We start from the raw sequence: 24784 nt of genomic DNA, 5'->3' as shown, positions 1-24784 counted from the left end.
GCGTGGCTTTCAGGCGTCAGCGGCGCGGCGGTGCTGCGCGGCTTCCCCGGCCATCCGGATCGCCGCGATCATCGCACCCGGATTGGCCGAATTGGTGCCCGCGATCCCGAACGCCGTGCCATGGTCTGGGGACGTCCGGATGATCGGCAGGCCCAGCGTCATGTTGACGCCATCATCGAAATGAAGCGTCTTGACCGGAATCAGCGCCTGATCGTGGTACATGCACAGGCACACATCATAGGTCTTGCGCGCCCGCGCATGGAACAGACCGTCGGCGGAATGCGGCCCCGTCACGTCGATGCCCTCGGCTCTCAGCGACTCGATGGCGGGCGCAATCACGTCGATCTCTTCGCGGCCCAACGCGCCCTGCTCTCCGGCATGGGGGTTAAGGCCCGTCATCACCAGGCGCGGCTTGGCAATGCCGAAGTTGCGCTGCAATCCCTTGGCCGTTGCAATGGTTCGCGCGCGAATAAGGTCGATGGTCAGCGCCTGCGGTACGTCCGCGATAGCCAAATGGATGGTGATCGGCACCACGCGCAGCGACGGTCCCGCCAGCATCATCACCGCGTTGTCATGGGACACGCCGCAGCGTTCGGCTATGAATTCGGTCTGCCCCGGATGATTAAAGCCGACGCCATAAAGCTGTGTCTTCCCCACCGGCGCCGTGACAATCCCGGCGGCGGAACCCGACCGCGCAAGCCCCACGGATGCCTCCAGCGCCTCCAACGCTGCCCGCGCGCCATCGACGCTCGGCTGCCCAGGTGTGACCGGCCCCGCATCAGCGACGCGCAAATAAGGCAGGGCTTCGGGGAATACACCCGCGACCTCTTCCGGCGAACCGATCTCGCGCAAAGGTCCGTTCCACACCGCGCTGATGGAGGCGGGATCACCCACGGCAAAGAAGCACGGAAGAGCACGCGCCTCCCGCATGACCCATGCCTTCGCGACGATCTCCGGACCTACGCCAGCAGGATCACCCAACGATATGGCAAAGCATGGATCGGGCGCGGACGATGAAACCGACGTCGCCTGACCACTGCTCATCAGTTATAATCGATCACCGCATCGCGGCGAAGATCGCGAAGGTAGATGCGCGCGCGCTTGTTGACGCGTTCCTCTTCCATCTGCGCCATGATCTGGTCGTAGGATGGCGCGCCTTCGCCTGCAGCATCGTCTCGACCGCACAGCACGAGTACTCGCACGCCCTCGTCGACCGAACCAAATGGCGGCGTCGACTGACCTATTTGAAGCCCCAGCAGCATCTCCTGCAACTGTGGCGGCAAGTCGCGCACCTTGACGTTGTCGTTGTCGACGACATCTGCACCCAACTTCGCGCCCACGGTATTGGCCGCACCGCATCCCTGCACAGCCTTCGTCGCCTGTGCGAATTCAGCAGCCTTGGCAGATGCCTGCTCCTTGGTAATGCCCTTCGGAAACGCGATCGACAATTGCTTGAGGCTGAGCAGCGCATCGCGCGGATCAGCGGTCAGAACCTTGCGCTTGTCCATGACGTACAACAACGACATTCCACCGGGGACGGCGATCGGACCAGCAATCTGCCCGACCTGCATTTCTGCTGCCGCAGTGGCCAATTCATCAGGCAACTGCGCCGGGCGCACCCAACCAAGATCGCCGCCGACAGCCGCCGTGGAAGCTTCGGAGAACTGGCGCGCATAGGCTGCGAACGATCCCCCCTTGCGGATCTGCTCGATGATGTTCCGGGCGTTCTCGGTAATCTGCGCTGCATTTTCCGGGGTCGCCGACAGGTAGATTTCGCCGATGCGGAATTCATCGGTGCCCTTTGCCGCATTCAACCGGTCGATGACCGACTTTACTTCATCCTCGCCGACGTTGACGAAAGGCTGGACGTTCCGACGAAGCAGCCGGTTCCACGCCAACTCGCCTTCGATCTGGCGCTTGATGCTGTTGGACGAGCTGCCCTGCTCCCGGAGATAGGCGTCGAATTCCTGCGGGCTTCGCTTGAAGTTCGCTGCGACACGTTCATAGCTCTGCTGGACTTCGGCACGGTCGATCTTGATGTCGTTGGCCGCCGCTTCCTGGATTTGCAGCGTCTCGTCGATCAGGTTACGCAGCACCTGCACGCGCAACCGTTCCTTCTCGTCCTCGGCAACCTTGCCGCCATTGGCTGTGATGATGAGCGCGAGCCGCTGGTCGATATCGGTTCCGGTGATGATCGCGCCGTTGATAACGGCCGTCGCCTTGCGGACGTTGGGGTCGCTCTTGCCGAAGATGGTCACGTCCTTCGGAATATCGAGCGTGGCGGAAGGTGCGCGGTCTTCGTCCGGTACGGACTGCGCAAAGGAGGACGCTCCGATCGACAACAGAGCCACGGCGAGAACGGAATTCCGCAGTGCGGAGGAGCGAGACCGGCGAGCGGCAGACACAGAACCTATCATCAGCGAAACATACTCTCCAATTCTCACCCGCAGATGCCGGTGCGAAACTCCATGGCATACGGCATATTAACCCGGTCTGAGCGGCTGAGGCCGATACACCGGAACACCCTCTCGGGCAAAATCCGTATCACCCTTATATGCCCAAATTGCGAAAAGCCAGCCGCAGCAGGAATGTGTTGCCGGCACGTGCATCTCCGGTGGCGCGATAGTCCCGCTTCCAGGTCAGGCCGAATTCCAGGCAGTCGTCCTGATAGGACAGGCCAAGACGATGGCGGACCGGCTGATAACCGTCAGCAAACGATATCGGATCTTCGCTCGCATCGGTTAGGTCGATCACCGTAGAGCCGAAGACCGACCAGAATTGCGTCACCTGCACCCTGCCGCCGAGCCTGATTTCCTCGCGGTCCTGTAGATCCTCCAGGGCGGTGGAGGCATTGCGATTGAGCCGGAGATAACCGACCGTTGCGTAAGTCTTGCGCGTCCCCACCGTTGCATCGACTTCGTTCCGTCTCACCGCGAGGCTATCCTTGTCGAGCCGGAAGCGATGCGTGAGGCTGACGAAGTCAGTGAACTTGACGTTGGTGCGCCCCACAATATCGGAGAACCTTTCCGACAACCCTGTGCCATCCGGCAGGATGCCTGGGCGCGCATCCAGACGATAACTCTGCCCCACTATGGTGCTGAGAGACACATTATCGCGATCGAGCCGATACTCGAGACCATAAGTAACACGGGTTGAGTCTTCGAATCGGTCATATCCGGGAAAGCGATTGAGCGCGAAGAGATTGCTGTCTTCCAGATCGACGGCGCGGGCGTCCTCGTTCGGAACGGAAAGATTTGCCAAACGGGGGGCGGCAACCACCTGCACGCGCGGCGTAATCCTTTGCGTGCCACCAAATGCTTCACCAATGAACGGCCACCGCACATCGACAGCGGCGGCGGCAATCCCACGCGTTTCCCAACCGCTGTTGCTGCGATAACTCACTGTCTGCGTCAGGTTGTTCTGGTCGCTGTGGTAGACGTCCCCACGCAGATAGCCGGTAAATGTGACCTCCTGCCCAAGGCCCGTAAGCTTGCGCAGGTTCCATTGCGCGCCGACGAATGCTCGCTGCGTGTCTTGCCCCTGTGTCCGGGTGATGGCGAGGCTGTTCGCCTGCAACTGGATGACGCCGCCCAAGATAGGGTCCGACATGCGCAGACGGTAGTCGACGATGGGCAGCGCGATCGGCACCTGCCCCTGAATATCGTTGGCTCGCAATGTCTGCGTGGCCCAGCCGGACAGAGAGAAATAGCTGCGTTCGCCAATGCGCTCAGCCTGAACCGTTGAGCGCAGCCGGTCGTCGCGACTGATGTCATAGCGGCGCAGAAACGTACGGTCGGTCGCCACACGTATCGATCCGCTCAAACTCCACTCCGGATCAAGCTGGAAGCGGCCGCTGGCATCGAAATATCCCCGGAAATCCTTTTCTGAATTGACTGATGGAGCAACGTTGGACGCAGGCAGTCGCGAACCATAGGTCGCATAACCGGTGATTTGATACGCGCCCCTGTCGAGCAACGCCCGGTAATTGGCCGCAACCATCGGAAGCGCGTCCGAAAAAAAGCGAGGTGTAATCGTCAGATCGCGATTAGGAGCAATCGTTATGTAATATGGCAGTGCCACTTCCAGCCCATTTACCCGATCATAGCGCATGTCGGGCACGAGAAGTCCGTTGCCTCCGCCTTCTCCTACAGGATGCGATAATCCGGGCAATGGGATGAGCGGAAGGCCGAACAGCTCGATTTTGGCGTTCTTGTAGCTGACCCGCTGACGATTCGGATCATAGACGACCTTCACCGCTTTGATCTGCCAGGTTGGTTCTTTCGGACAGCCGTCCGCGTCTTCCACGGAGCATCCGGAGTAAGCTGCGTGGTCCAGCGTATACACGCCATCAACCCGAGTTGCTTTCGCCGCCGCCAGACGGCCGCCACTTTCCAGCACCAGCAGCATGTTCTCGACCACGCCGTCTTTCAACGTATCGGTGACATCGACCTTGTCGCCATAGGCGATGTTGCCTTCGGGATCAGTGACGGAGACATTGCCGGTCGCCAGGACCTTGCCGGTCTTGCGTTCCCATGTCACGCCATCGGCGCGCAGGCGATTGCCCTGACGCACCATCTGCACGTTGCCTGTCGCCGTCACCACATCCGTATTGGAGTTGTAATCGAGTTGATCGGCCGCAAATGCGATCTCCTCTTCGCTAGCAGGCGCGGGAGTGTCAGCCTGCTGCAACGGCGCGGTTGGGGTATTCAGCGTCTGCCCCTGAGCCTGCGTGACTGCCAGTGCCCACACAAGGCCTTGCGTCGCGAAGAGCGGACCGAACAGGCGATTACGACTTTTCATGAGGAGTATGACGTACTTTCCGTAGGCGCTGCACAGGAGCCTATTGCATTGCTGCGCGCCCGCCGCAATCGCCTTCGCCGTGCAGATGACGCGGAATTGCGTCGAAGCACTTTGCCACGGCGCGTCAGGCGCACTATCTGAGCAAGTAATCCCGACGGGATCAGCCTTCTGCCGGAACCCGGCGCCTCGTTTGCTTTGGAAAGAATGACCCTGATGGATATTGCGTTTAGCCCTTCTCGCCCGAATACTTTCGACACGCTGGTGTTTGCCATTCCAAAGGATGGGTCGACAAACGCACCTATTACGGCGTCGCGCATTCTGGTGGAGGGCGCAAACGCGGCGCGCTTCACGGGCGACGCTGGCGCTACGTTCGAGAGTTTTGTCGATGAGAACGGCACGACGTTGCGTGTCGTCCTTCTTGGGACCGGCGATGGCGGCGATCTGGATATGGAGAAGGCGGGCGGCGCATTGACGGCGCGTCTTGCTACATCTGGCGCAGCGAACGTGGCCGTTGAGTTCCCACTCGGCGCCACCGGTAAGTCGGCTGCGCGACTGGCATTCGGTGCACGCCTCCGCGGCTGGCGCATCGACACCTACCGCACGCGTCAGCCGGAAAAGGCGAAGCCGACGCTGAAGTCGGTCACCATCGTAAGCGGCGAAGGCAGCGCCGAATGGGCTGCGCTGTCCGCCGTTGCCGATGGTGTGGCGCTGACTCGTGAACTCGTGTCCGAGCCTGCCAATATCATCTATCCTGAAAGCTTCGTCGAACGTTGCCAGCATCTGACCGATCTGGGCATCGAGATCACCATATTGGACGAAAACCAGATGGCGGAGTTCGGCATGGGCGCATTGCTCGGCGTGGCGCAGGGATCGCCGCGCAAGCCCCGCATCCTCGCGATGCGCTGGGACGGCACCAATGGTGCACAGACGAAGCCGGTCGCATTCGTTGGCAAGGGCGTCACCTTTGACACTGGCGGTATCTCGCTGAAGCCCGGCGCGGGCATGGAAGACATGAAGTGGGACATGGGCGGCGCGGGCGCCGTCGCGGGCGCAATGAAGGCGCTCGCTGGCCGCAAGGCGAAGGCGCACATCGTCGGTATCTGCGGCCTCGTCGAGAACATGCCCGACGGTAACGCGCAACGTCCCGGCGATATCGTAACATCGATGTCGGGTCAGACCATCGAAGTGCTTAACACCGATGCCGAAGGCCGCCTTGTTCTTTGCGATGTCATCACCTGGACGCAGAAGCAGTTTGCGCCCGAGATCATCGTCGATCTCGCCACGTTGACGGGTGCGATGATGGTTGCGTTGGGCGATCAGCATGGCGGACTGTTCGCCAACGACGACGGCTTGGCGCAGGACTTGGCCGAAGCCGGCACTGCGGTCGGCGAAACGCTATGGCGCTTCCCCATGTCAGACGCCTACAACAAGTTGATCGACAGCCCGATTGCCGACATGAAGAACATTGGCCCGCGCTTTGCCGGATCGATCACGGCGGCGCAGTTCATAAAGCGCTTCGTCAATGAGGGCGTGAAGTGGGCGCATCTCGATATCGCCGGCATGGTATGGGCGGACAAGCCCGGTGCGGTGTGGGATAAGGGCGCGACCGGCTATGGCGTGCGTCTGCTCGACCGCCTCGTTGCGGATAAGTTCGAGATCTGATGCAAGTCGATTTCTACCAGCTAAGCCGTGATCCGGTGAGCAAAGTGCTCCCCGCGATCGCGGCGCGCGTGCTTGCCAACGGCGGCCGCCTGCTGGTCGTGGCTGCGGAAAAGGACCAGCGCGACGCTATCTCCGAGGGCTTGTGGTGTACGGACCCTGCAAGCTTTCTCGCGCATGGTTTTAAGGGAGAAAGGAACGAGGCTGTCCAGCCGATCCTGCTGTCGGAAGCATGCGAGCCTGTCAACGACGCGCGCTTCATCGCCTTGGCTGACGGCGAATGGCGAGAGGATGCGCTGTCGTTCGACCGCGCCTTCTACTTTTTCGATTCGCTGACCATCGATGGCGCACGCCAAAGCTGGCGGGCCTTGCGCGATAGACCCAATGTGGAACCGCGTTTCTGGCGACAAGAGGGCGGCAAATGGATGCAGGGTCCGTGACGTTCCCTATCCGCTTCAACAAACTTGCAGGGTGCGCGCAGCGCGGCTAAAGGGCGCCGACCTTATCCTTCCTGCATTCTTGGAGTTTCATCGCCATGGCCGCGACCCGCACCTTTTCGATCATCAAGCCGGACGCGACGCGCCGCAACCTGACCGGCGCTGTTACCAAGATGCTGGAAGAAGCCGGCCTGCGCGTTGTGGCTTCCAAGCGCATCCAGATGACCAAGGATCAAGCCGAGGGCTTTTACGGCGTGCACCGCGAACGCCCCTTCTTCAATGATCTGGTATCGTTCATGATTTCCGGCCCCGTCGTCGTTCAGGTTCTGGAAGGCGAAGACGCCGTGAAGCGCAATCGCGACGTCATGGGTGCGACCAACCCTGAGAATGCTGATGCCGGTACGATCCGCAAGGAGCTGGCCGAATCGATCGAAGCGAACTCGGTCCATGGTTCGGATAGTGAAGAAAACGCGGCGACCGAAATCGCCTATTTCTTCAAGCCGGAAGAAATCGTCGGCTGATCTTGCTGAACGTTGCCGACACTGCGCCCCGCATAAGGGCTTGTAACGCCGCCGACGCAGCGATGCTTTCGCTGATCGGCGGCGCCACGTTTCTGGAAACGTTCGGCGATAGCATCGATGCGGCCAATCTCCTCGCCCACGCGCAGGGACCGCACGGTGTCGCTTATTATAACACGCTGTTGGCTGACACGGCTAATACGCGGTGCTGGCTTGCGGAATTACCCGTCACTGCAGCGCCCATAGGCTATCAGGTTCTTACAACCTCCGACCTGACGCAGGCGCTGCCGGACGATATCGAATTGAAGCGCATCTATATCTTCTCGCGTTATCATGGCGGCGGGCTGGCGCATCGCCTGGTGGATATTGCGATCGACGCGGCGCGGTCGATGGGCAAGCGCAGGCTGCTGCTGGGAGTTTATAGCGAAAACCATCGGGCGATTGCCTTTTATCGCAAAGCCGGTTTCGAGATGATCGGTGAGCGTGAATTCGTGGTAGGGCAGCAGCTTTTCTACGACAAGGTCATGGCCCGCACGCTTTAGAACGCGTCGGCGATATTCATCATCTTGGTAAGCCGTTTCGGCGCGGAAAGCCGCCAACTCTTTTGCAACCAATCGGCGATATGCTCCCAATCGTTGCCGCCTCGGTCCAGGCGGATGCCTATCCAGCCCGAAGGCCCAAGATAGGCGGGACGGTAATAGAGGTCGGGATCGCGATCGATCAGCATCGCCTGCTCCTCCACGCCACTTGTCTTCACCAGCAAGCCGGTGACGCCATCGTGGTGATGATTGTAACTGAAATAGGCGAAGAATTTGCCGCCGCTCACGAAGAAGCCGGGGCTGCCATGGGATGCCTTTTCCTCCGTCTCGGGCAGAGCCAGCGCAAACTCCCGAACCTTCGACAGCAGCCACTCAGGGTGGGTGTCCCGCCGAACGAAATCCGCCAGAACCTTTGGGTAAAGTTGATGCTCCGCAAAGACAACGCGGCTCGCCAGGCTGTCCGGCGTTTCGCCGGGCACGATCTTCACTGGGACCTGGCCGAGAACCGGCCCATCATCCAACTCCGCCGTCACTAGATGCACTGAACAGCCCGCATGGCTGTCCCCGGCGACAATGGAGCGGCCGTGCGTATCCAGCCCCTTGTACTTCGGCAGCAGCGAGGGATGGATGTTGAGCATCCGGCCCTCCCAACTCGCCACGAACTCGGTCGAGAGGATGCGCATATATCCGGCCAAGGCGACATAATCGGCACCAACGGCACGTAATTGCGCATCCATGATCGCGTCGAAGCTGACTCGGTCCAGCCCTTTGTGGCTATGGGCAAATGTGGGAACACCCTCGGCAGCGGCTAAAGGGAGTCCCGGCGCTTCCGGATCGTTGGATGCAACCAGAACGACTTCGTAGGGGGAATCGGGCAATCGCGAGGCATAGAGCAGCGCCATCATGTTCGATCCGCGCCCGGAGATCAGAATGGCGACCTTGGCTTTGGTCATGACCCTCAACTTCAGCCTCTATGTGTCGCGGTCCAGTCCGCTTTCGCGCTCCACGTTTCGATGGAGCCGCGCACCGTGCACCCCTTTTCGCCCGCTTCCACAACGCCGATTTTGTATACAGTTTCACCGTCAACTTCGAGCGCTCTGGTGACAGTGTTTACCTGGTCCTCATCCACCGCCAGCACCATGCCGATCCCGCAGTTGAAGGTCCGCGCCATTTCCTCCGGCTCTATATTCCCCTGCGCCTGCAGGAAGGCCATCAACCGCAATTGCTCCCATGAGTCCGCGTCGACTACCGCATGACTCCCCTCGGGCAGAACGCGGGGGATATTCTCCAGCAATCCCCCGCCAGTAATATGGGCAAGGGCATTGATCTTGCCGCCACGCACCAAAGGTAACAACGACTTCACGTAAATCCGCGTCGGCGCCATCAGCGCGTCGATCAGAATGACTTCGTTATCGAATAACGCGGGGCGTTCAAGCTTCCAGCCTTTGTCGGCCGCTAGGCGACGCACAAGCGAAAAGCCATTGGAATGGACACCGGACGACGCAAGGCCCAGAAGAACATCACCCGGCGCGACCCGCGTTCCTGTCAATGCCTGCGACCGCTCGACCGCACCGACGCAGAAGCCCGCAAGGTCATAATCGCCAGGCGCGTACATTCCGGGCATCTCGGCGGTCTCGCCGCCGATCAGCGCGCAGCCTGCTAAGCGGCAGCCTTCGGCAATGCCTGCGATGACGCGCTCTGCAATGCCGCTCTCCAGCTTCCCGGTGGCATAGTAATCGAGAAAGAACAGCGGCTCGGCACCCTGTACGATCAGGTCGTTGGCGCACATCGCAACAAGGTCGATGCCAACGCCGTCATGACGATCATGATCGATTGCGAGCTTCAACTTCGTGCCGACGCCATCATTCGCAGCCACAAGCAGCGGATCACTATAGCCCGCCGCTTTCAGATCAAAGAAACCGCCAAAGCCGCCCAGTTCCGCGTCCGCACCGGGGCGACGCGTGGCTTTCGCCAATGGCGCAATCGCGCGTACCAAGGCATTGCCCTTGGCAATATCAACGCCCGCCTGGGCATAGCTGTAGGATGTCTCGTCGCTCATGGGGATCAGCGCCTAGTCATCTCACCGATTTTATCAAGGGACTTGGCTCTTGGCTTCGCAGGCAAATGCCGCCAAAAGGACGCCGTGACCCTCTCCTTACCCCAAATTCGCCCGTTTCATATTGTGATCGTGCTGCTGCTCGGCTTGGCGGCAGCGATCCTCGTGGCGCAGATCGAGGGCGAACGGGGCGTGCCGCCGATCGCTAGCGGCGGAGATTTCCAAGTTAGCAACGTCAAGGTCGATGTCGCCGCTGCTAACGCGGACGCGGCACGATATGCGGGCTGGCGGCAGGCGCAGCGCCTCGCTTGGAAGATGCTATGGACGCGGACCAACGGCGGCGCGGGCGTTCCGGCGCTCTCTGATTCGCAACTGGAGGCGATCGTCTCGGGCATCGAAATCCAGTCCGAGCAGGCGGGACCCACGCGCTATGTCGCAACGCTGGGCGTGCTGTTCGACCGCGCGAGAGCTGGCCAGATTTTGGGCGTGCAGGGACGGACGATGCGCTCGCCGCCTCTTCTGGTCATCCCTATCTTGTGGCAGGGCGGGACCGCTACTTCTTATGAGACGATCAACGAGTGGCAGAAAGGCTGGGCGCGATTCCGCACGGGCGATAGCGCCATCGACTATGTGCGTGTCACGGGAAATGCGGCCGACCCGCTGTTGCTGAACGCGGCGCAGGCCGGGCGTCGCAGCCGCAACTGGTGGCGGGTGCTGCTCGATCAATATGGCGCTGCCGATGTCATCATTCCAATCGCGCGGCTGGAGCGACAATTTCCCGGCGGTCCGGTACTCGGCCGGTTCACGGCGCGCTATGGTCCCGACGACGCGCTGATCGGAAGCTTTTCGCTGCGCGCTTCCAATGAAGCTGCGGTTGCCGAGATGATCGATCAGGCGATTCAACGGATCGATGGACTATACACACAGGCATTGCTGGATGGAACGCTACGGCCCGATCCTTCGCTCATCATTGAGGAGCCGGTCGATGTCGATGCGCTCGCGATTGAGAATTCGACAGATGTGCCGGTCGATATCATCGATGCACCCGTACCGGGTGTGAACGCCTTCGTTATTCAGTACGACACGCCCAATGTGACATCGGTGAGCCAGAGCGAAAGTGCTCTTCGGGGTATTCCCGGCGTCCAGTCGGCGAGCACCAGCAGCCTCGCGCTGGGTGGGACATCGGTCATGTCAGTTACTTTTGCCGGGAATGTAGATGCGCTCCGCAGCGCCCTGCAGTCGCGCGGCTACACCGTTACAACATCGGGAAACACATTGCGTATCAGCCGCAAGGGAGCGACTGCGGCGCCCGTGCAATGAGTCAGATCAGCTTACCTTTCGACTGGAGCGGCCACGACGCTTCTGCGGTGAACTCGTTTCTCATAAGTGACGCCAACCAGTTGGCTGTGCGGCATCTGGAACGTTGGCGCGAGTGGCCTGTCGCTGCCAGCGTCCTCTCCGGCCCCCCCCGATCTGGCCGCTCTATTCTAGGTCGTCAGTTTGCGCGATTATCGGGCGGAACGGTGATAGACGATGCCGAAAGGGCGGGTGACGAAACCCTTTTCCATGCCTGGAACCGCGCGCAATTGAACAAGCAGCCGCTCCTGTTGATCGCACAGGCGCAGCCGCAGAACTGGACCGTTGCTCTCCCCGATTTACGGTCGCGCCTGATGGCTATGCCCCATCTTCGGATCGAGGAGCCGGACGATGCGCTGATCCGCGCACTGATCGAACGTGGGCTTGCCAGCGGAGGGGCGCCTTGGTCTCTGGATATCGTGGATTGGCTCCATCGCCGAATCGAACGGAGCTACGCCGCTATTGCGGAAGTGATGGGTTATCTAAACGCCCAATCACTGTCGCAGAGACGAAAGATTTCGGTGCCATTCGCAAAAGAGGCTCTGCAAGGAGCCGGATTTTTGCCTATAGTCTGGTCCGACCCGGAACCGTGATCCTGCAAATTGCAGCAACCTGATGAGGAAGCCTTTGTGGCCGAAGCCGATCCGTCCGTAAGCTTGGCCCCCGCGCCGCAACGCTATTTCAATCGCGAACTGAGCTGGCTCAGTTTCAATCAGCGCGTCTTGGAGGAGGCGATGAACCCCGCGCATCCGCTGCTGGAGCGCTTACGCTTTCTGTCAATATCGGGTGCGAACCTCGACGAGTTCTTTTCCGTTCGTGTCGCGGGTTTGAAAGGGCAACAATTACAGGATGTTGATCTACGTTCCGCCGATGGCCTGACGCCCGCGCAGCAGCTTATCGCCATCGCGCAGGAGACGGACCGTCTGATGACTGCCCAGCAACGCGTCTGGCACAAGCTTCATGGCGAACTCACCGAGGTGGGGATCGAAGTGATCGGCAGCGACGTGAGCATGGGTAAGAAGTGTGACGACTGGCTCGCAAATCACTTCCTGACCCAGATATTTCCCATCCTAACACCACAGGCTCTGGACCCGGCGCATCCGTTCCCGTTTATTCCCAATCAAGGACTATCGATCGTTTTCGATCTGGTGCGCCTGTCTGACAAGCAGTCGATTCGCGAGTTGGTGATGATCCCCGCCACGCTTGCGCGGTTCGTCCGCGTGCCGGGAGAACCCGCGCGTTACATCGCACTGGAGGCCGTGATCCGAAGGTTCTGCGACAAGCTGTTCCCGGGTTACAAGGTCAAGGACAGCGGCGTTTTCCGCATCATCCGCGACAGCGATATCGAGATCGAGGAAGAGGCGGAGGATCTGGTCCGCTACTTCCGCAGCGCCATCAAACGGCGGCGGCGCGGGCGCGTGATTCGGCTGGAGGTGGAGCAGGGTATTCCGGCGGCCGTTGAGGAAATGTTGCAGGACATGCTCCAGGGCCACGAATCGATCATCGCGGAGATCGACGGGTTCGTGGGGATCGGCGATCTTTCGGGCATCGTCGACGAAGATCGACCCGATCTGAAATTCGAACCTTATGCGCCTCGTTTCCCGGAACGCATCCGCGAATATGGCGGCGATTGCTTCGCGGCGATCAGGGCGAAGGACATCGTGGTCCATCATCCCTATGAAAGCTTCGATGTCGTCGTCGCGTTTCTGAAGCAGGCGGCGGGCGATCCCGACGTCGTTGCTATCAAACAGACGCTGTATCGCGCGGGCAAGCAGTCCGCCGTCATCCGCGCGCTCATCGATGCGGCGGAGGCGGGCAAGTCTGTTACCGCCGTCGTCGAACTGAAAGCGCGGTTCGATGAAGAACAGAACCTGCTATGGGCGAGCGCGCTTGAGCGGGCGGGGGTCCAAGTGGTCTATGGCTTCATAGATTGGAAGACTCACGCGAAGATTTCGATGGTTGTGCGCCGCGAAGGGGAGCACTTCCGCACATATTGCCACTTCGGGACCGGCAATTATCATCCAGTGACGGCGCGCATTTACACGGATCTCAGCTTCTTTACCGCTGATCCGGGTCTTGGCCGTGATGCCGCGTCGCTGTTCAACTATATTACCGGCTATGTCGAGCCGCAGCATCTTGAACATCTCATCATGTCGCCGCGCGATCTGCGCAACAGCCTGTGCGGCCTGATAGAGGCGGAAATCGGACATGTCCGGGAGGGGCGACCGGGGACCATATGGGCTAAGATGAATTCGTTGGTCGATCCTGCAATCATCGAAAAGCTTTACACGGCCAGCAATGCAGGGGTTCAGGTAGAACTGGTCGTGCGGGGCATATGCTGCCTGCGGCCCGGTGTGCCTGGACTTTCGGAAAACATCCGGGTGAAGTCCGTAGTCGGCCGCTTCCTCGAACATAGCCGCATCACGGTCTTCGGTAACGGCAAGCCGTTGCCCAATAATGGCGCGCGCGTGTTCATAAGCTCCGCGGACTGGATGCCGCGCAACTTTGACCGCCGCGTGGAATATATGCTGCCGATCGAAAATGAGACTGTGCACGATCAGGTTCTGGATCAGGTGATGGTGGCCAACCTCATAGACAATGAGCAAAGCTGGGAGCTGGACAGCGACGGGCGTTATCATCGGCTGGAACCCGGCGATCGCCCATTCAACTTACATCGATACTTCATGACAAATCCCTCGCTTTCCGGGCGTGGAGCATCAGTCCAAAGCAGCGATGCGGTGCCGACCCTCAGCCTGCGTCGCCGTAGCTGATCCATGGCCTCCATCCGGACTTTCCTGCGCACCGCTACAACTCGTGATGAAGCTGCGTCCGTGGTCGAGACGCGCTCGGCGATAATCGACATCGGTTCGAACAGCGTTCGCCTTGTCGTTTATGACGGGCCCCGCCGTATCCCCTTCATATTGTTCAATGAGAAAGTGATGGCGGGCTTGGGCGCGTCGCTGGGCAAGACCGGGATGATCGAGCCTGCCGCTATGAAGCGAAGCCTTGGGGCATTGGCCCGTTACAAACATCTTTGTGAAGAGATGGGCGTCGCTTCCTTGCGCTGCGTTGCCACTGCGGCTGTGCGTGACGCCACCAATGGAACGGAGTTGTTGCGCAGGGCGAAAGCAATCGGACTTGATGTGGAGCTGCTGTCGGGCGCGCAGGAAGGCGCGGCATCCGGCTATGGCGTTCTGTCCGCTATTCCCCACGCCAATGGGATTGTCGGTGATTTGGGCGGTGGAAGCTTGGAACTTGTGCGCATTCGCGACGGTCAGGTTCATGAGATCACGTCCCTTCCCTTAGGCGTGCTGCGGCTCCCTGAAGTGCGCGCGAAAGGGAATGGCGCGCTGGAACGGCACGTCAAGAAACTGCTGAAGAAGGCCGGTTGGGATGCAGTGGAGCAGGGGCTTCCCTTTTACCTCGTGGGTGGATCGTGGCGATCGCTGGCGCGCCTTGACATGCACCTCAACCATTTCGCGTTGCCGGTTATCCACCACTATGAGATGACAGCGGCACGGGCAGCGCATCTCGTCCGCGTGACCAGTCAGATGCATCGCGAAACCCTGAAGAATGTGCCCGCACTTACGGGAAGCCGTATTCCTACTTTGCCGGGCGCAGCTGCCTTGCTGTCGGTCATGGTCCGGCAGTTGAAAAGCAGCCGGCTCATCGTCTCGGCCTACGGATTGCGGGAAGGCCTGCTGTTCGAGGCGCTGCCGAAGGACATACGGCTGGAAGATCCGCTTCTGGCTGCCGTGGAAGCGGAAGGTGAGGCTCAGGGAAGGTTCCCCGGCCACGGCGACCTTATCGAGAACTGGATCGCGCCGCTCTTTTTGGAAGACGGGGAGAAATGGCGGCGCATCCGGCGCGCGGCTTGCTTGCTGGCGGATGTCGGCTGGCGTGCCAATCCGGATTTTCGTTCAGAGCGAGGCGTCGAAATCGCGCTACACGGCAACTGGGTTGGCATAGATGTGGAGGGTCGCGCAATGTTGGCGCAGGCACTGCACAGCAATTTTGGGGGCGGAACGCAAACGCCAGCTGAATTGACACGCCTTGCCGGGGCTGATGCGCTGCGGCGGGCCGCGCTGTGGGGCATGGCGATACGGTTGGGGCAGCGATTATCGGGCGGTGTCGAGGGGCCGCTGCTCGGCGGTCGTCTCGATGTAGAAGACGGTACATTGACGCTGGTTCTGCCTGCTCGCCATGAAGATCTTTATGGAGAGGCAGTTGAGCGCCGACTGCGCAGTTTGGCGCAGGCGCTTGGGCTGAGATATGCTATGGCGGTCGCGGCTTAACGTTCCGGCGCGTTACCCGCAGCGGGCAGACGTAATCCCCATAGTGGAATCGTAGCTGACCGTCAGCCTGTCCGCCCGATAGTCCATTGTCAGCGCCATCCCTGGTCCTGCCCAGCGCAGATGCCGTGCTCGCGAAACTTTCAACATATCCGCTGCCGAGGCTTCGGACGCTTTGGTGCCGATGAAGCTGCTCAGGGCGGCGTCATTACAGGCTGCATCTCCAGCCGCGTGCGGCTCGCTTTGCGCGGTCGCGCAAGCGGTGATTGGCACCAACAAAGCTAGCGGCATGATGATTTTCAGCATGGCTCAGCCCTCCGCAGAGGCGTCGGCGATCGCGACAGTCCGCGTCATACGCAACCTGCCGTTCTTCACCGCGAACGCCATCCGGCCTTCCACCAAGTCGACGGCATCGCGCCCGAATTGTTCGTAACGCCAGCCTTCCAGGATCGACAAGCCGTCGCGCTCGCCCGCTGCCAGCGCATCTAGATCGTCGGTGCGCGCCAAAAGCCGGGCGGCGACGTTGATTTCGCGGGCACGAATTTTGAGCAGGAGCTTGAGCAAGTCCGCAACCAATGCGCCATCCTTGCCGAGACCCGGCTTTTTAGGATCGCGTTCCGGCATTTCGTCGCGGTCCAGCGGCTTGGCGTTGGCTAGCGCCTGTATCATGCGCGTGCCGATGTCGTTGCTTTTCCAGCCTGCGGAGAGTCCACGGACCTTCGCCAGATCGTCCTGCGTGCGCGGCGGGTGGGAAGCGATGTCGGCCAGCGTTTCGTCCTTGACGATGCGGCCACGCGGCAGATTCTTGTCCTGCGCCTCGATCTCCCGCCATGCCGCAAGCGCCTTCAGGCGGCCGAGTACATCAGGTTTGCGGCTGGCGATCCTGACGCGCTTCCATGCCTCGTCGGGTTCGTTCACGTAGTTGGAGGGGTCGCTGATCCGCTCCATCTCCTGATCCAGCCAGCCGCCGCGCCCCGTCTTCTTGAGGTCAGCGAGCATCATCGGAAAAATCTGGATGAGGTAAGTGACGTCGCCGATGGCATAGTCGATCTGCCGCTTGTCCAGTGGGCGGCGTGCCCAATCTGTGAAACGCGCGCCCTTGTCGAGCGTGATGCCTAGCCATGCATCGACCAGATTGCCGTAGCCGATCTGCTCGCCCAAACCGAGCGCCATCGCGGCGATCTGCGTATCGAACATGGGGTAGGGCGTCTTTCCCGTCATGTTGTGGATGATTTCGAGATCCTGCCCGCCGGCATGGAAAACCTTAAGCACATCCTGATCCTCGACGAGGAGATCAAGGAGGGGCTTCATGTCCAGCCCCGGTGCCTTGGGATCTATCGCCGCCGCTTCCCTGTCATCGGCGACTTGCAACAGGCACAGGTCGGGCCAATAGCTGTTCTCCCGCATGAACTCGGTATCGACGGCAATATAGGGGGATTTGGCAATGCGCTGGCAGAATTCGGCGAGGGTTTTGCTGTCGCTGATCAGCGGATGAATTTGCATATGGTCTTCGATCTTATTATGGGCTGGCCCGCTCCCTGGCGGGCTCGTCGGTTTCGACATATTCGGCCATAGCCCCGATCCACGGGTTTGTCATTTCCGTAAAGCGTTGGAAGAAAACAGAGCCATGCACGTTTACCGCACCCATAACTGCGCCGCCCTCCGTGAGAGCGATGTCGGCGCGAATGTCCGCCTCTCCGGCTGGGTGCACCGCAAGCGCGACCATGGCGGCGTGCTGTTCGTCGACTTGCGCGACCATTATGGGCTGACGCAGATCGTCGCGAAGGCGGACAGCGAGGCGCTACGGGTGCTAGAGGGGCTGCGTGTCGAATCGGTCGTGACGATCGACGGCGAAGTGGTGTCGCGTGGGCCGGAGGCTACCAATCCGAACCTTGCGACTGGCGCCATCGAGGTGGTTGCGGACAAGGTGACGGTGCAGTCCTCTGCGCATGAATTGCCTATGCCGGTCGCGGGTGAACAGGAATATCCAGAGGACATCCGCCTGCGCTATCGCTTCCTCGATCTGCGGCGGGAGCGGCTGCACAAGAATATCATGCTGCGTTCTTCGGTAATCGCGTCGCTGCGCAGCCGGATGATCGGGCAGGGCTTCACCGAGTTCCAGACGCCGATCCTGACGGCTTCGTCGCCAGAGGGCGCGCGTGACTTCCTGGTGCCGAGCCGGGTGCATCCGGGCAAGTTCTACGCACTGCCGCAGGCGCCGCAGATGTTCAAGCAACTGCTGATGGTCGCCGGGTTCGACCGCTATTTCCAGATTGCGCCCTGTTTCCGCGATGAGGACGCGCGCGCGGATCGCTCTCCGGGCGAGTTCTACCAGCTCGATTTCGAGATGAGCTTCGTAACGCAGGACGATGTGTTCAATGCCATCGAGCCAGTGCTGCATGGCGTCTTCGAGGAATTCGCGGACGGCAAGGCAGTGACGCCTTACCCGTTCCCGCGCATCGCCTATCGCGAGTCCATGCTGAAATATGGCAGCGACAAGCCCGACCTTCGCAATCCCATCGAGATCACCGATGTGACCGAGCATTTCGTCGACTCGGGCTTCGGCATTTTCGCGGGGATCGTCGAAGGCGGCGGCGTGATCCGCGCTATTCCAGCTCCGGGCGCTGGCGCAGGAAGCCGCAAGTTCTTCGACGACATGAACGTCTGGGCGCGCGGCGAAGGCCACGCAGGGCTTGGCTACATCAACATCAAGGATGGCGTACCCGGCGGCCCCATCGCCAAGAACCATGGCGAGGAAGCCACGGCAAAGCTGATCGCGGCGCTGGGCCTCGGGCCGAACGACGGCGTGTTCTTCGCGGCGGGCAAGGAATTGCAGGCGGCGAAGCTGGCCGGTGCGGCGCGGACGCGGACCGGCGAATTGCTGGGCCTGATCGAGCAGGACGTGTTCAAATTCTGCTGGATCGTCGACTTCCCGATGTTCGAATATGACGAGGACAACAAAAAGGTCGATTTCAGCCACAATCCCTTCTCCATGCCGCAGGGCGAGATGGAGGCACTGGAGACGAGGGACCCGCTCGACATCCTGGCGTGGCAGTATGACATCGTCTGCAACGGCGTGGAGCTGTCGTCCGGTGCGATCCGGAACCATCGCCCGGACATCATGTACAAGGCGTTCGAGATTGCAGGCTACTCGGCCGAGGACGTGGAGAAGAACTTCTCGGGCATGCTGAACGCATTCAAATTCGGCGCGCCGCCGCATGGCGGTTCCGCTCCGGGTGTAGATCGCATGGTGATGCTGTTGGCGGACGAACCGAACATCCGCGAGGTCGTGCTGTTCCCGATGAACCAGAAGGCCGAAGACCTGATGATGGGCGCGCCGAACAACGTGTCGCTGAAACAGCTTCGCGAACTCAGCATCCGCGTGGTGGAGCCTGCACCGAAGGCATGAACGCGATCAACCGTGGCGGAAGCCGACGGTGAAGTAGAGGCATAAAACCAGAAATCGAAGAAGGAGCGGATCGTACAGGTCCGCTCCTTCTTCGTGTCAGAAGCGGTCTTCAAATAGCGCGACGATTGGGTAGATATTCTCAACGCGGCTGCGGTGGATGTTGATTTCGGCTTTGTAGCGGTGCTGAAGCAATGTGATCTGGTTGCGATCGCGCTCCGTCAGCTTGGCTATGGTTACAACCGCCGGGCCTTCACCACTCGTCAGTTCTACGAACACGTCGCCACCGATGGATGCAGGCCGGACTTTGTCGATCAGGACCATTTCCCCGGCCCGGAACCGCGGCTCCATGGCGTCTCCGGGCATATAGGCGGCGACGAAGCGGTCCTTTTCCCGTAGCTCGAACTGCGTCGTCTGCTTGATTTTGATGTCCTCAAGATCGGCGCTGTAAAGCTCGAATTCGGCGGGCACGGAGAGTTGCTCTCCCACCGAAGGGTCGTCCAGCGGTCCAAGGACGTAGACGGAGAGGCTCGGCGCGGGTTGGGGTGCAAACGCTTGCCTTTGATCGGCGACGCGGCCCATTACGTCACCATCTTCCGCAATGGGGAAGGCTGTTCGGATTTTCGCCAACGTCCGGGTCGAAAGTGTGTAGTTCACCGTCGATTCCGGATAGATCCGCGTCAATGTAGACGGTGAAAGACCCGCCTTGCGCGCGATTTCTGTCACCGAGAGGCTCGTTGCGTTAACAATCCGGCCAATGAGTTGCCGTGCTTTTTCCTGTTCAATATCTGCCATATCTCAAACGCGGGCCATCAACTGATCCGCATCCTCCACTGTCTATCTTGAGGTTGGATCGCAATTTACGCGTCCCTCAAACCTGATCTATTTGTGAAAAGTACCGCCATTATGGATGGTAAATTCGTCTAAGTATTTATACTGCAAGGTGATTTTAGCTTACCATGCATTATGACTATAATGCACGTGCCTTAAACGCAAAATATGTTGCGTTAAAGCACATTTTTCGGCACATCTGCGTTGTCTTGTCTCGCATGGGGGTGCCGGGAAATCTAATGAAGCACGTTTTTTCTCCATTCAGGAAATATGCGGAATTACCGGCCAAAGCCGATCCAATAGAAGACGCGACACATATGGTGTCGCGTGTTGCCGGACCTGTCGCATTGCTGATCGGCTATGCCGGGGCCTTCGCGCTATTCTGGTATTTGTTCTAAAGCGGGCGCGACGTACCTGTTGATCTTCGGATCGTATCTGCTCTGACGCTTCCAGCTCTAACGACATTGCCTCCACGCAGCGTAATAGTGTGGCGTTTCCATCACAGAACCCGGAAAAAGCGACGGTCGACCAAAGCTAGGTTGCCGGGACCATAAGCGTCTCATCCCTGCGTCCCTGCGTTTTTCGATCATCTCGCCGAGCAAGGCGAGGTGTGACCCAAACGCTTAAGGGGACATGATGTGATACATAAATTTGGCATTACGCGCTGTTGGCTCCGTGGAAGCACGGCCCTTTCCGTTTTCGCGCTAATAGGAACAGGTTTTGCTCCACCGGCAGCAGCGCAAAGCGCGGCGGCGCAGCAGTCTGACACGCAGTTACCCGCCGATCAGCAACCCGCGCCGGTGACGAATTCATCGCAGCCGAGCGAAGAGGACGCGATCGTCGTCACCGGTTCGATCCTGCGGCAGACCACCAGCGCTACGCAGTCGCCGATCACTGTGGTGACGGCGGAAGCCATCGAGCAGCGGGGCGTGAATACGACGCAGGAGGCAATCCAGCGGCTCGCATCGAACAATGGCCCTGCTCTTACTAACGCCTTCTCCGCCAACGGAGCATTCGCAGCGGGCGCTTCGGCCGTGTCGCTTCGCGGGCTTGGCACCAATTCCACGCTTGTGCTGTTTGATGGTCAGCGGGCGGCCTATTATCCGCTGGCAGACGACGCGACACGCAACTTCGTCGACCTCAACACTATTCCCGACGATATCGTGGATCGCGTGGAAGTGCTGCGCGACGGAGCGTCCTCCACTTATGGCGCGGATGCGATCGCGGGCGTGGTCAACGTCATCACCAAGAAGCAGATTACCGGCATATCGGGCCGGGTCGAGGCTGGCATTAGCGAGCGCGGTGACGCGGCGAACCAGCGCCTCAGTCTGACCGTCGGTTGGGGCGATCTGAACGATCAAGGGTTCAATGCCTATCTCAGCGGCTTCTATTTCAATCAGGAAGCCTTGTTCAATCGTGACCGTCGCTATCCGTATAACTCGCAGAACCAATCGGGCATTTGCCGCGATGGCGTTTGCGGCCCGCAGATCGGGCCGAACGGCGGATCGATCAATCCGGCGAGCCAGGGCTATTCGGGTTTCTCCACGACGACCGATGCCAGTCTGTTCGCCACGACTTTCTTCGTCGCTCCTGCGGGTCCGACTAATGCTGCGGAGACGGCGCGCTATCAGTTCCTCAATCCGACGGCGGGCTGCATAGCAGGCGAGACCCCCTATACGCTTACTGCTGCCGAATTTGCCGACGATCCTCGTTCGCCGGGAACGGTGTGCCAAGGCGATCTGATTACGCAATACGGCGTCATTTCCCCAAATATCGAACGTTGGGGGGCGTCCTTCCGCGCGACTGGCCGCATCAACGACAACATAGAGGCGTTCTTCCAGGCGAATTTCCTGCAAAGCAACGTCAGCTATAGCGGTTTGCCTGCCAGTATCCGCCGCAATGGGCCGACGGGCATCAACTTCCCGCGCTTCAGCACTGCCGCTCCGGCCGGAGGTGCGAATGCAGTGGGGTCGCTGGTGCTGGCGTTGCCGGTCTACGTCTGCCCTCTCATCAACAATCTGCCCGATCCAAATTGCACGGCGGGTAACCCGAACGCCACTCTCAATCCCAACAATCCTTTCGCCGCTACAGGACAGGTGGCGCGCATTTTGGGGCGTATTCCCAATATTCAGGAGTTCAACGAAACCCGCAGCCGCACCTATCGCGCAGCCGCCGGAGTGACGGGGACAATCTTCGACGATTGGGACTTCTCAGTGAACGGCGTCGCGATGCGCACCGACCTGCGGCGGACGCAGAATGGATATGTCTACATCCAGAACCTGCTGAACGTGATTTCGGACGGCAGCTATAATTTCGTGAACCCTTATGCGAACAGTCAGGCGGTGCTCGATTATCTGTCGCCGGATAACAATACAGAATCAAACTCGGAACTTTACGGGCTACAGGCTACTATCAGCGGACGCATATTCGACTTGCCGGGCGGCCCGCTGCAGATCGGTGGCGGCTTGGCGATCCGTTACGAAGCGATCGACGCGCCGAGTGCTAACCCCGACCCCAACGGTCCGACGCAGCGTTATTTCGTCCTGAACGCCTTCGGCACCAGCGGGCATCGTACCGTCCGGTCGGCCTATGCGGAACTGAATGCGCCGGTCATTGAGCAACTGGAGATCAACGCGTCTGGCCGATACGACGATTATTCCAGTGGCCAGCACGCATTCTCGCCGAAGGTAGGGGCGAAATTCACGCCCATCCGCCAAGTGTCGGTCCGTGGCACCTGGTCCCGCGGCTTCCGCATTCCGAGCTTTGCGGAAGCCAATGCCATCCCGACGACCGGCTTCGTGACGGCGGCGCAGTCGCTCTACAACGATTCCTACCTCTCGCAATATGGCTGCTCGATAGCGACGTTCAGCAGTTGCCCGACGTACATCAACAGCGCGAGCTATGGCCAGACCACCCTAGCCAGCCCCAATCTGAGGCCGGAACGGTCGACGAGCTATACCGCAGGGGTGGTTGTGGAGCCGATCCGCAATCTCACCTTCAGTGTCGACTATTTCAACATCAAGAAGACGGGGGCTATCACCACGCCCAGCAACAGTCCTGCACTGGCGGCTTATTACTCCGGACTGGCGATACCGGAGGGCTATACCGTCATTCCCGACTCCGCCGCACCGGACTTTCCGGGGGCGCAGCCGCGCGTCGCCTTCGTGCAGTCGCAACTCATCAACGCGAACACGATCCGGTCGGAGGGACTGGATTTCGCGGCACGGGCGCAATTCGATCTGGGGCCGGACATCCGCTTCACATCCGCCGTGGAAGCGAGTTACATCATCAATCTCAGCACCTCTTTCCCCGATGGTACGACGGAATCCTATGAAGGCACCTCGGGCAACTTCAACCTGACCGCCGGGTCCGGCACGCCCGAATGGCATGGCAACTGGCAAAACACGCTGGAGTGGAAGAAGTGGACGATCAGCGCCACGGCGGAATATTTCGGCGGGTACAATCTGTCGGCTGAGGATCAGGGCACGCAATCTGGCGATTGCGGGTTGCTCTCCGCGCAGTTCGTAAAGTGCGATGTGCCGGCCTACATCACAGTCGATCTGTCCAGCAGCTTCAAGGCGACGGACAATTTCACCTTCTATGTAAACGTCCTCAACGTCTTCGACGATCTGCCGCCGATCGATCCGGTGACCTATGGCGCGAACAATTATAATCCGGTGCAGGGCGGCACCGGCATCTACGGGCGCTCCTTCCGGGCGGGCGCGCGCTTCACATTCTGATCGATGTATCAATAGAGAAGGGCGGTTCGTTGCGAGCCGCCCTTCTTTGTTTCAGCCGCTTTTGTCGATCACGCGTATTCCCAAAATTACTGCACCGAGCGGACCGATGTCGCTGCCGAGTTGCGAGGGGATGATCCGGTCTTTCAATTCTTCCGCCGAGCAGCCTTCCAGATAGCCATTCAATATTGTCGCTACGCGCGCTCTTATCTTCGGGATAATAGCGGGGCGGGACTGGATCACGCCGCCGCCGAAGACCATTCGCTGCGGGGACAGGGTGAGGACCAACATAGCGGTCCATTCCGCAAGATCGGCGGCAACCTGATCCCACAGCGGATGATCGTCGGCTATGTCGGCCAATGCCACTGATGCACGGGCGGCCAGTGCAGGGCCGCCGACAAGTCCCTCAAGACAGTCGCTGTGGAACGGGCAGGCGCCGGGGAACGCGTCGCCCGGCTGGCGGCGGATGCGGATATGTCCGGCTTCCGGATGGAGGCTTCCGTGGACGGCTTTGCCATCCACTACAATGCCGAGGCCCACGCCGGTGCCGACCGTCGCATAGCAATGGACGGTGCAGCCGGACGATGCGCCCCATTCCTCCTCCGCCAGCGCCGCACCCGCCACATCGGTGTCGATACCGACCGGCACGTCGAACCGGCTGGCAAAATGTTGGTAGACGTCGATTCCACTCCAGCCAGGCTTGGGCGTGCTGCCCATGCGTCCGAAATGGGGCGGGCAGGGTCAAGGTTTATGGGGCCAAAACTGGCAACGCCGATTGCCGCGAACGGCGTTTCACGATGCCAATTCGCGAGCGTAGCGGAGATCAGGTCGAGCGTGGCGGGCGTGCCTGTCGGCCAGCGCTCCTGCCGCAGGATCGTGCGACCGCGCGCGAGCGTCGCAATGCATTTGGTGCCGCCGAGTTCAACGCCGGCGATAAGTTCGTCCGACTTCGTCCTGTCGCTCATCCGGCAAAGGTGTGCATCACCGGACGAGGCATTACAAGTCAGTCACCGCCGGCCGCGATCAGCGAGGAACAGAAGCAAGGATGGTGCACCCGACGGGATTCGAACCCATGGCCCCCAGATTAGGAATCTGATGCTCTATCCTGCTGAGCTACGGGTGCGCCATAGGTGCATCTATGACGCGGCTGGCG

Annotated in this window: 20 protein-coding genes and 1 tRNA gene; 11 read left to right on the top strand and 10 right to left on the bottom strand. The window is 60.2% G+C overall.

What is annotated here, in order from left to right; translation table 11 throughout:
• Positions 1–9 precede the first annotated feature (9 nt).
• The 3 genes from pdxA to C1T17_RS13020 all read right to left on the bottom strand — a co-directional run bounded on the left by pdxA (position 10) and on the right by C1T17_RS13020 (position 4800).
• Positions 10–1044 carry a 4-hydroxythreonine-4-phosphate dehydrogenase PdxA gene (pdxA, locus tag C1T17_RS13030; RefSeq protein ID WP_104953807.1) on the bottom strand — a complete coding sequence of 345 codons (1035 nt, stop codon included), beginning with the start codon at positions 1042–1044 and terminating at the stop codon, positions 10–12.
• A complete protein-coding gene (locus C1T17_RS13025) occupies positions 1044–2417 on the bottom strand; it encodes a peptidylprolyl isomerase (RefSeq protein ID WP_104953806.1) in 1374 nt (457 codons plus the stop codon). The genes pdxA and C1T17_RS13025 overlap by 1 nt, the downstream gene beginning before the upstream one ends.
• Before the next feature lie 133 nt (positions 2418–2550).
• The gene (locus tag C1T17_RS13020) at positions 2551–4800 is read right to left on the bottom strand and encodes an LPS-assembly protein LptD (RefSeq protein ID WP_104953805.1); all 2250 of its coding nucleotides are present in this window, start codon (positions 4798–4800) and stop codon (positions 2551–2553) included.
• Between the two features lie 213 nt (positions 4801–5013).
• Between C1T17_RS13020 and C1T17_RS13015 the strand changes: the two genes are divergently transcribed.
• From C1T17_RS13015 to C1T17_RS13000, 4 genes are all read left to right on the top strand, one after another.
• Complete coding sequence (locus C1T17_RS13015; protein ID WP_104955213.1) at positions 5014–6462, top strand: leucyl aminopeptidase; 1449 nt, start codon at positions 5014–5016, stop codon at positions 6460–6462.
• Positions 6462–6899 (top strand): DNA polymerase III subunit chi, encoded by a 438-nt coding sequence (locus C1T17_RS13010; protein WP_104953804.1) that lies wholly within the window; start codon positions 6462–6464, stop codon positions 6897–6899. The genes C1T17_RS13015 and C1T17_RS13010 overlap by 1 nt, the downstream gene beginning before the upstream one ends.
• Positions 6900–6994: 95 nt before the next feature.
• Positions 6995–7417: a nucleoside-diphosphate kinase gene (gene ndk / locus C1T17_RS13005; RefSeq protein WP_104953803.1), complete on the top strand. Its 423-nt coding sequence runs from the start codon at positions 6995–6997 to the stop codon at positions 7415–7417.
• A 62-nt stretch (positions 7418–7479) separates the two neighbouring features.
• A complete protein-coding gene (locus tag C1T17_RS13000; protein WP_104955212.1) occupies positions 7480–7956 on the top strand; it encodes a GNAT family N-acetyltransferase in 477 nt (158 codons plus the stop codon).
• On the opposite strand, the gene purN is transcribed toward C1T17_RS13000, so the two are convergent.
• Positions 7953–8906 (bottom strand): phosphoribosylglycinamide formyltransferase, encoded by a 954-nt coding sequence (purN, locus tag C1T17_RS12995; protein ID WP_104953802.1) that lies wholly within the window; start codon positions 8904–8906, stop codon positions 7953–7955. The two genes, C1T17_RS13000 and purN, sit on opposite strands and share 4 nt — an antisense overlap.
• Positions 8907–8917: 11 nt before the next feature.
• Entirely contained in the window at positions 8918–10012 is a 1095-nt protein-coding gene (purM, locus tag C1T17_RS12990; protein WP_104953801.1) for a phosphoribosylformylglycinamidine cyclo-ligase, read from the bottom strand.
• An 84-nt stretch (positions 10013–10096) separates the two neighbouring features.
• Between purM and C1T17_RS12985 the strand changes: the two genes are divergently transcribed.
• Genes C1T17_RS12985 through C1T17_RS12970 form a run of 4 tightly spaced genes read left to right on the top strand, consistent with a single transcriptional unit; the run spans position 10097 to position 15660 of the window.
• A complete protein-coding gene (locus C1T17_RS12985; RefSeq protein WP_223262595.1) occupies positions 10097–11329 on the top strand; it encodes a heavy-metal-associated domain-containing protein in 1233 nt (410 codons plus the stop codon).
• Positions 11326–11958 carry an HdaA/DnaA family protein gene (locus tag C1T17_RS12980; protein ID WP_104953799.1) on the top strand — a complete coding sequence of 211 codons (633 nt, stop codon included), beginning with the start codon at positions 11326–11328 and terminating at the stop codon, positions 11956–11958. The genes C1T17_RS12985 and C1T17_RS12980 overlap by 4 nt, the downstream gene beginning before the upstream one ends.
• A gap of 36 nt (positions 11959–11994) precedes the next feature.
• A complete protein-coding gene (locus C1T17_RS12975; protein WP_104955211.1) occupies positions 11995–14136 on the top strand; it encodes an RNA degradosome polyphosphate kinase in 2142 nt (713 codons plus the stop codon).
• 3 nt (positions 14137–14139) lie between these two features.
• Positions 14140–15660 carry a Ppx/GppA family phosphatase gene (locus tag C1T17_RS12970; RefSeq protein ID WP_104953798.1) on the top strand — a complete coding sequence of 507 codons (1521 nt, stop codon included), beginning with the start codon at positions 14140–14142 and terminating at the stop codon, positions 15658–15660.
• 12 nt (positions 15661–15672) lie between these two features.
• Here the strand turns inward: C1T17_RS12970 and C1T17_RS12965 are convergent, their stop codons facing one another.
• Both C1T17_RS12965 and rnd read right to left on the bottom strand, forming a co-directional pair.
• The gene (locus tag C1T17_RS12965) at positions 15673–15963 is read right to left on the bottom strand and encodes an I78 family peptidase inhibitor (RefSeq protein ID WP_104953797.1); all 291 of its coding nucleotides are present in this window, start codon (positions 15961–15963) and stop codon (positions 15673–15675) included.
• Between the two features lie 3 nt (positions 15964–15966).
• A complete protein-coding gene (gene rnd, locus C1T17_RS12960) occupies positions 15967–17160 on the bottom strand; it encodes a ribonuclease D (RefSeq protein ID WP_104953796.1) in 1194 nt (397 codons plus the stop codon).
• Positions 17161–17284: 124 nt separating this feature from the next.
• Between rnd and aspS the strand changes: the two genes are divergently transcribed.
• The gene (aspS, locus tag C1T17_RS12955; protein WP_104953795.1) at positions 17285–19066 is read left to right on the top strand and encodes an aspartate--tRNA ligase; all 1782 of its coding nucleotides are present in this window, start codon (positions 17285–17287) and stop codon (positions 19064–19066) included.
• A gap of 96 nt (positions 19067–19162) precedes the next feature.
• Here aspS and C1T17_RS12950 read toward each other — a convergent pair whose 3' ends face one another.
• Positions 19163–19858, bottom strand: a complete 696-nt coding sequence (locus C1T17_RS12950; protein WP_104953794.1) for a helix-turn-helix transcriptional regulator — start codon at positions 19856–19858, stop codon at positions 19163–19165.
• Positions 19859–20133: 275 nt separating this feature from the next.
• On the opposite strand from C1T17_RS12950, the gene C1T17_RS21345 reads away from it, so the two are divergent.
• Both C1T17_RS21345 and C1T17_RS12945 read left to right on the top strand, forming a co-directional pair.
• On the top strand, positions 20134–20292 hold the full coding sequence (locus C1T17_RS21345) for a hypothetical protein (protein WP_189338346.1): 159 nt from the start codon (positions 20134–20136) through the stop codon (positions 20290–20292).
• Positions 20293–20532: 240 nt separating this feature from the next.
• Complete coding sequence (locus tag C1T17_RS12945) at positions 20533–23634, top strand: TonB-dependent receptor domain-containing protein (RefSeq protein WP_411269192.1); 3102 nt, start codon at positions 20533–20535, stop codon at positions 23632–23634.
• 51 nt (positions 23635–23685) lie between these two features.
• Here C1T17_RS12945 and C1T17_RS12940 read toward each other — a convergent pair whose 3' ends face one another.
• Both C1T17_RS12940 and C1T17_RS12935 read right to left on the bottom strand, forming a co-directional pair.
• Positions 23686–24348, bottom strand: a complete 663-nt coding sequence (locus C1T17_RS12940) for an ROK family protein (protein WP_317617047.1) — start codon at positions 24346–24348, stop codon at positions 23686–23688.
• A gap of 329 nt (positions 24349–24677) precedes the next feature.
• Positions 24678–24754 (bottom strand) — tRNA-Arg (locus tag C1T17_RS12935).
• Between the last annotated feature and the right edge of the window lie 30 nt (positions 24755–24784).

This window comes from Sphingobium sp. SCG-1 (genome assembly GCF_002953135.1).
Classification (GTDB): Bacteria; Pseudomonadota; Alphaproteobacteria; order Sphingomonadales; family Sphingomonadaceae; genus Sphingobium.
This window is presented reverse-complemented; position numbering and strand designations above follow the sequence as displayed.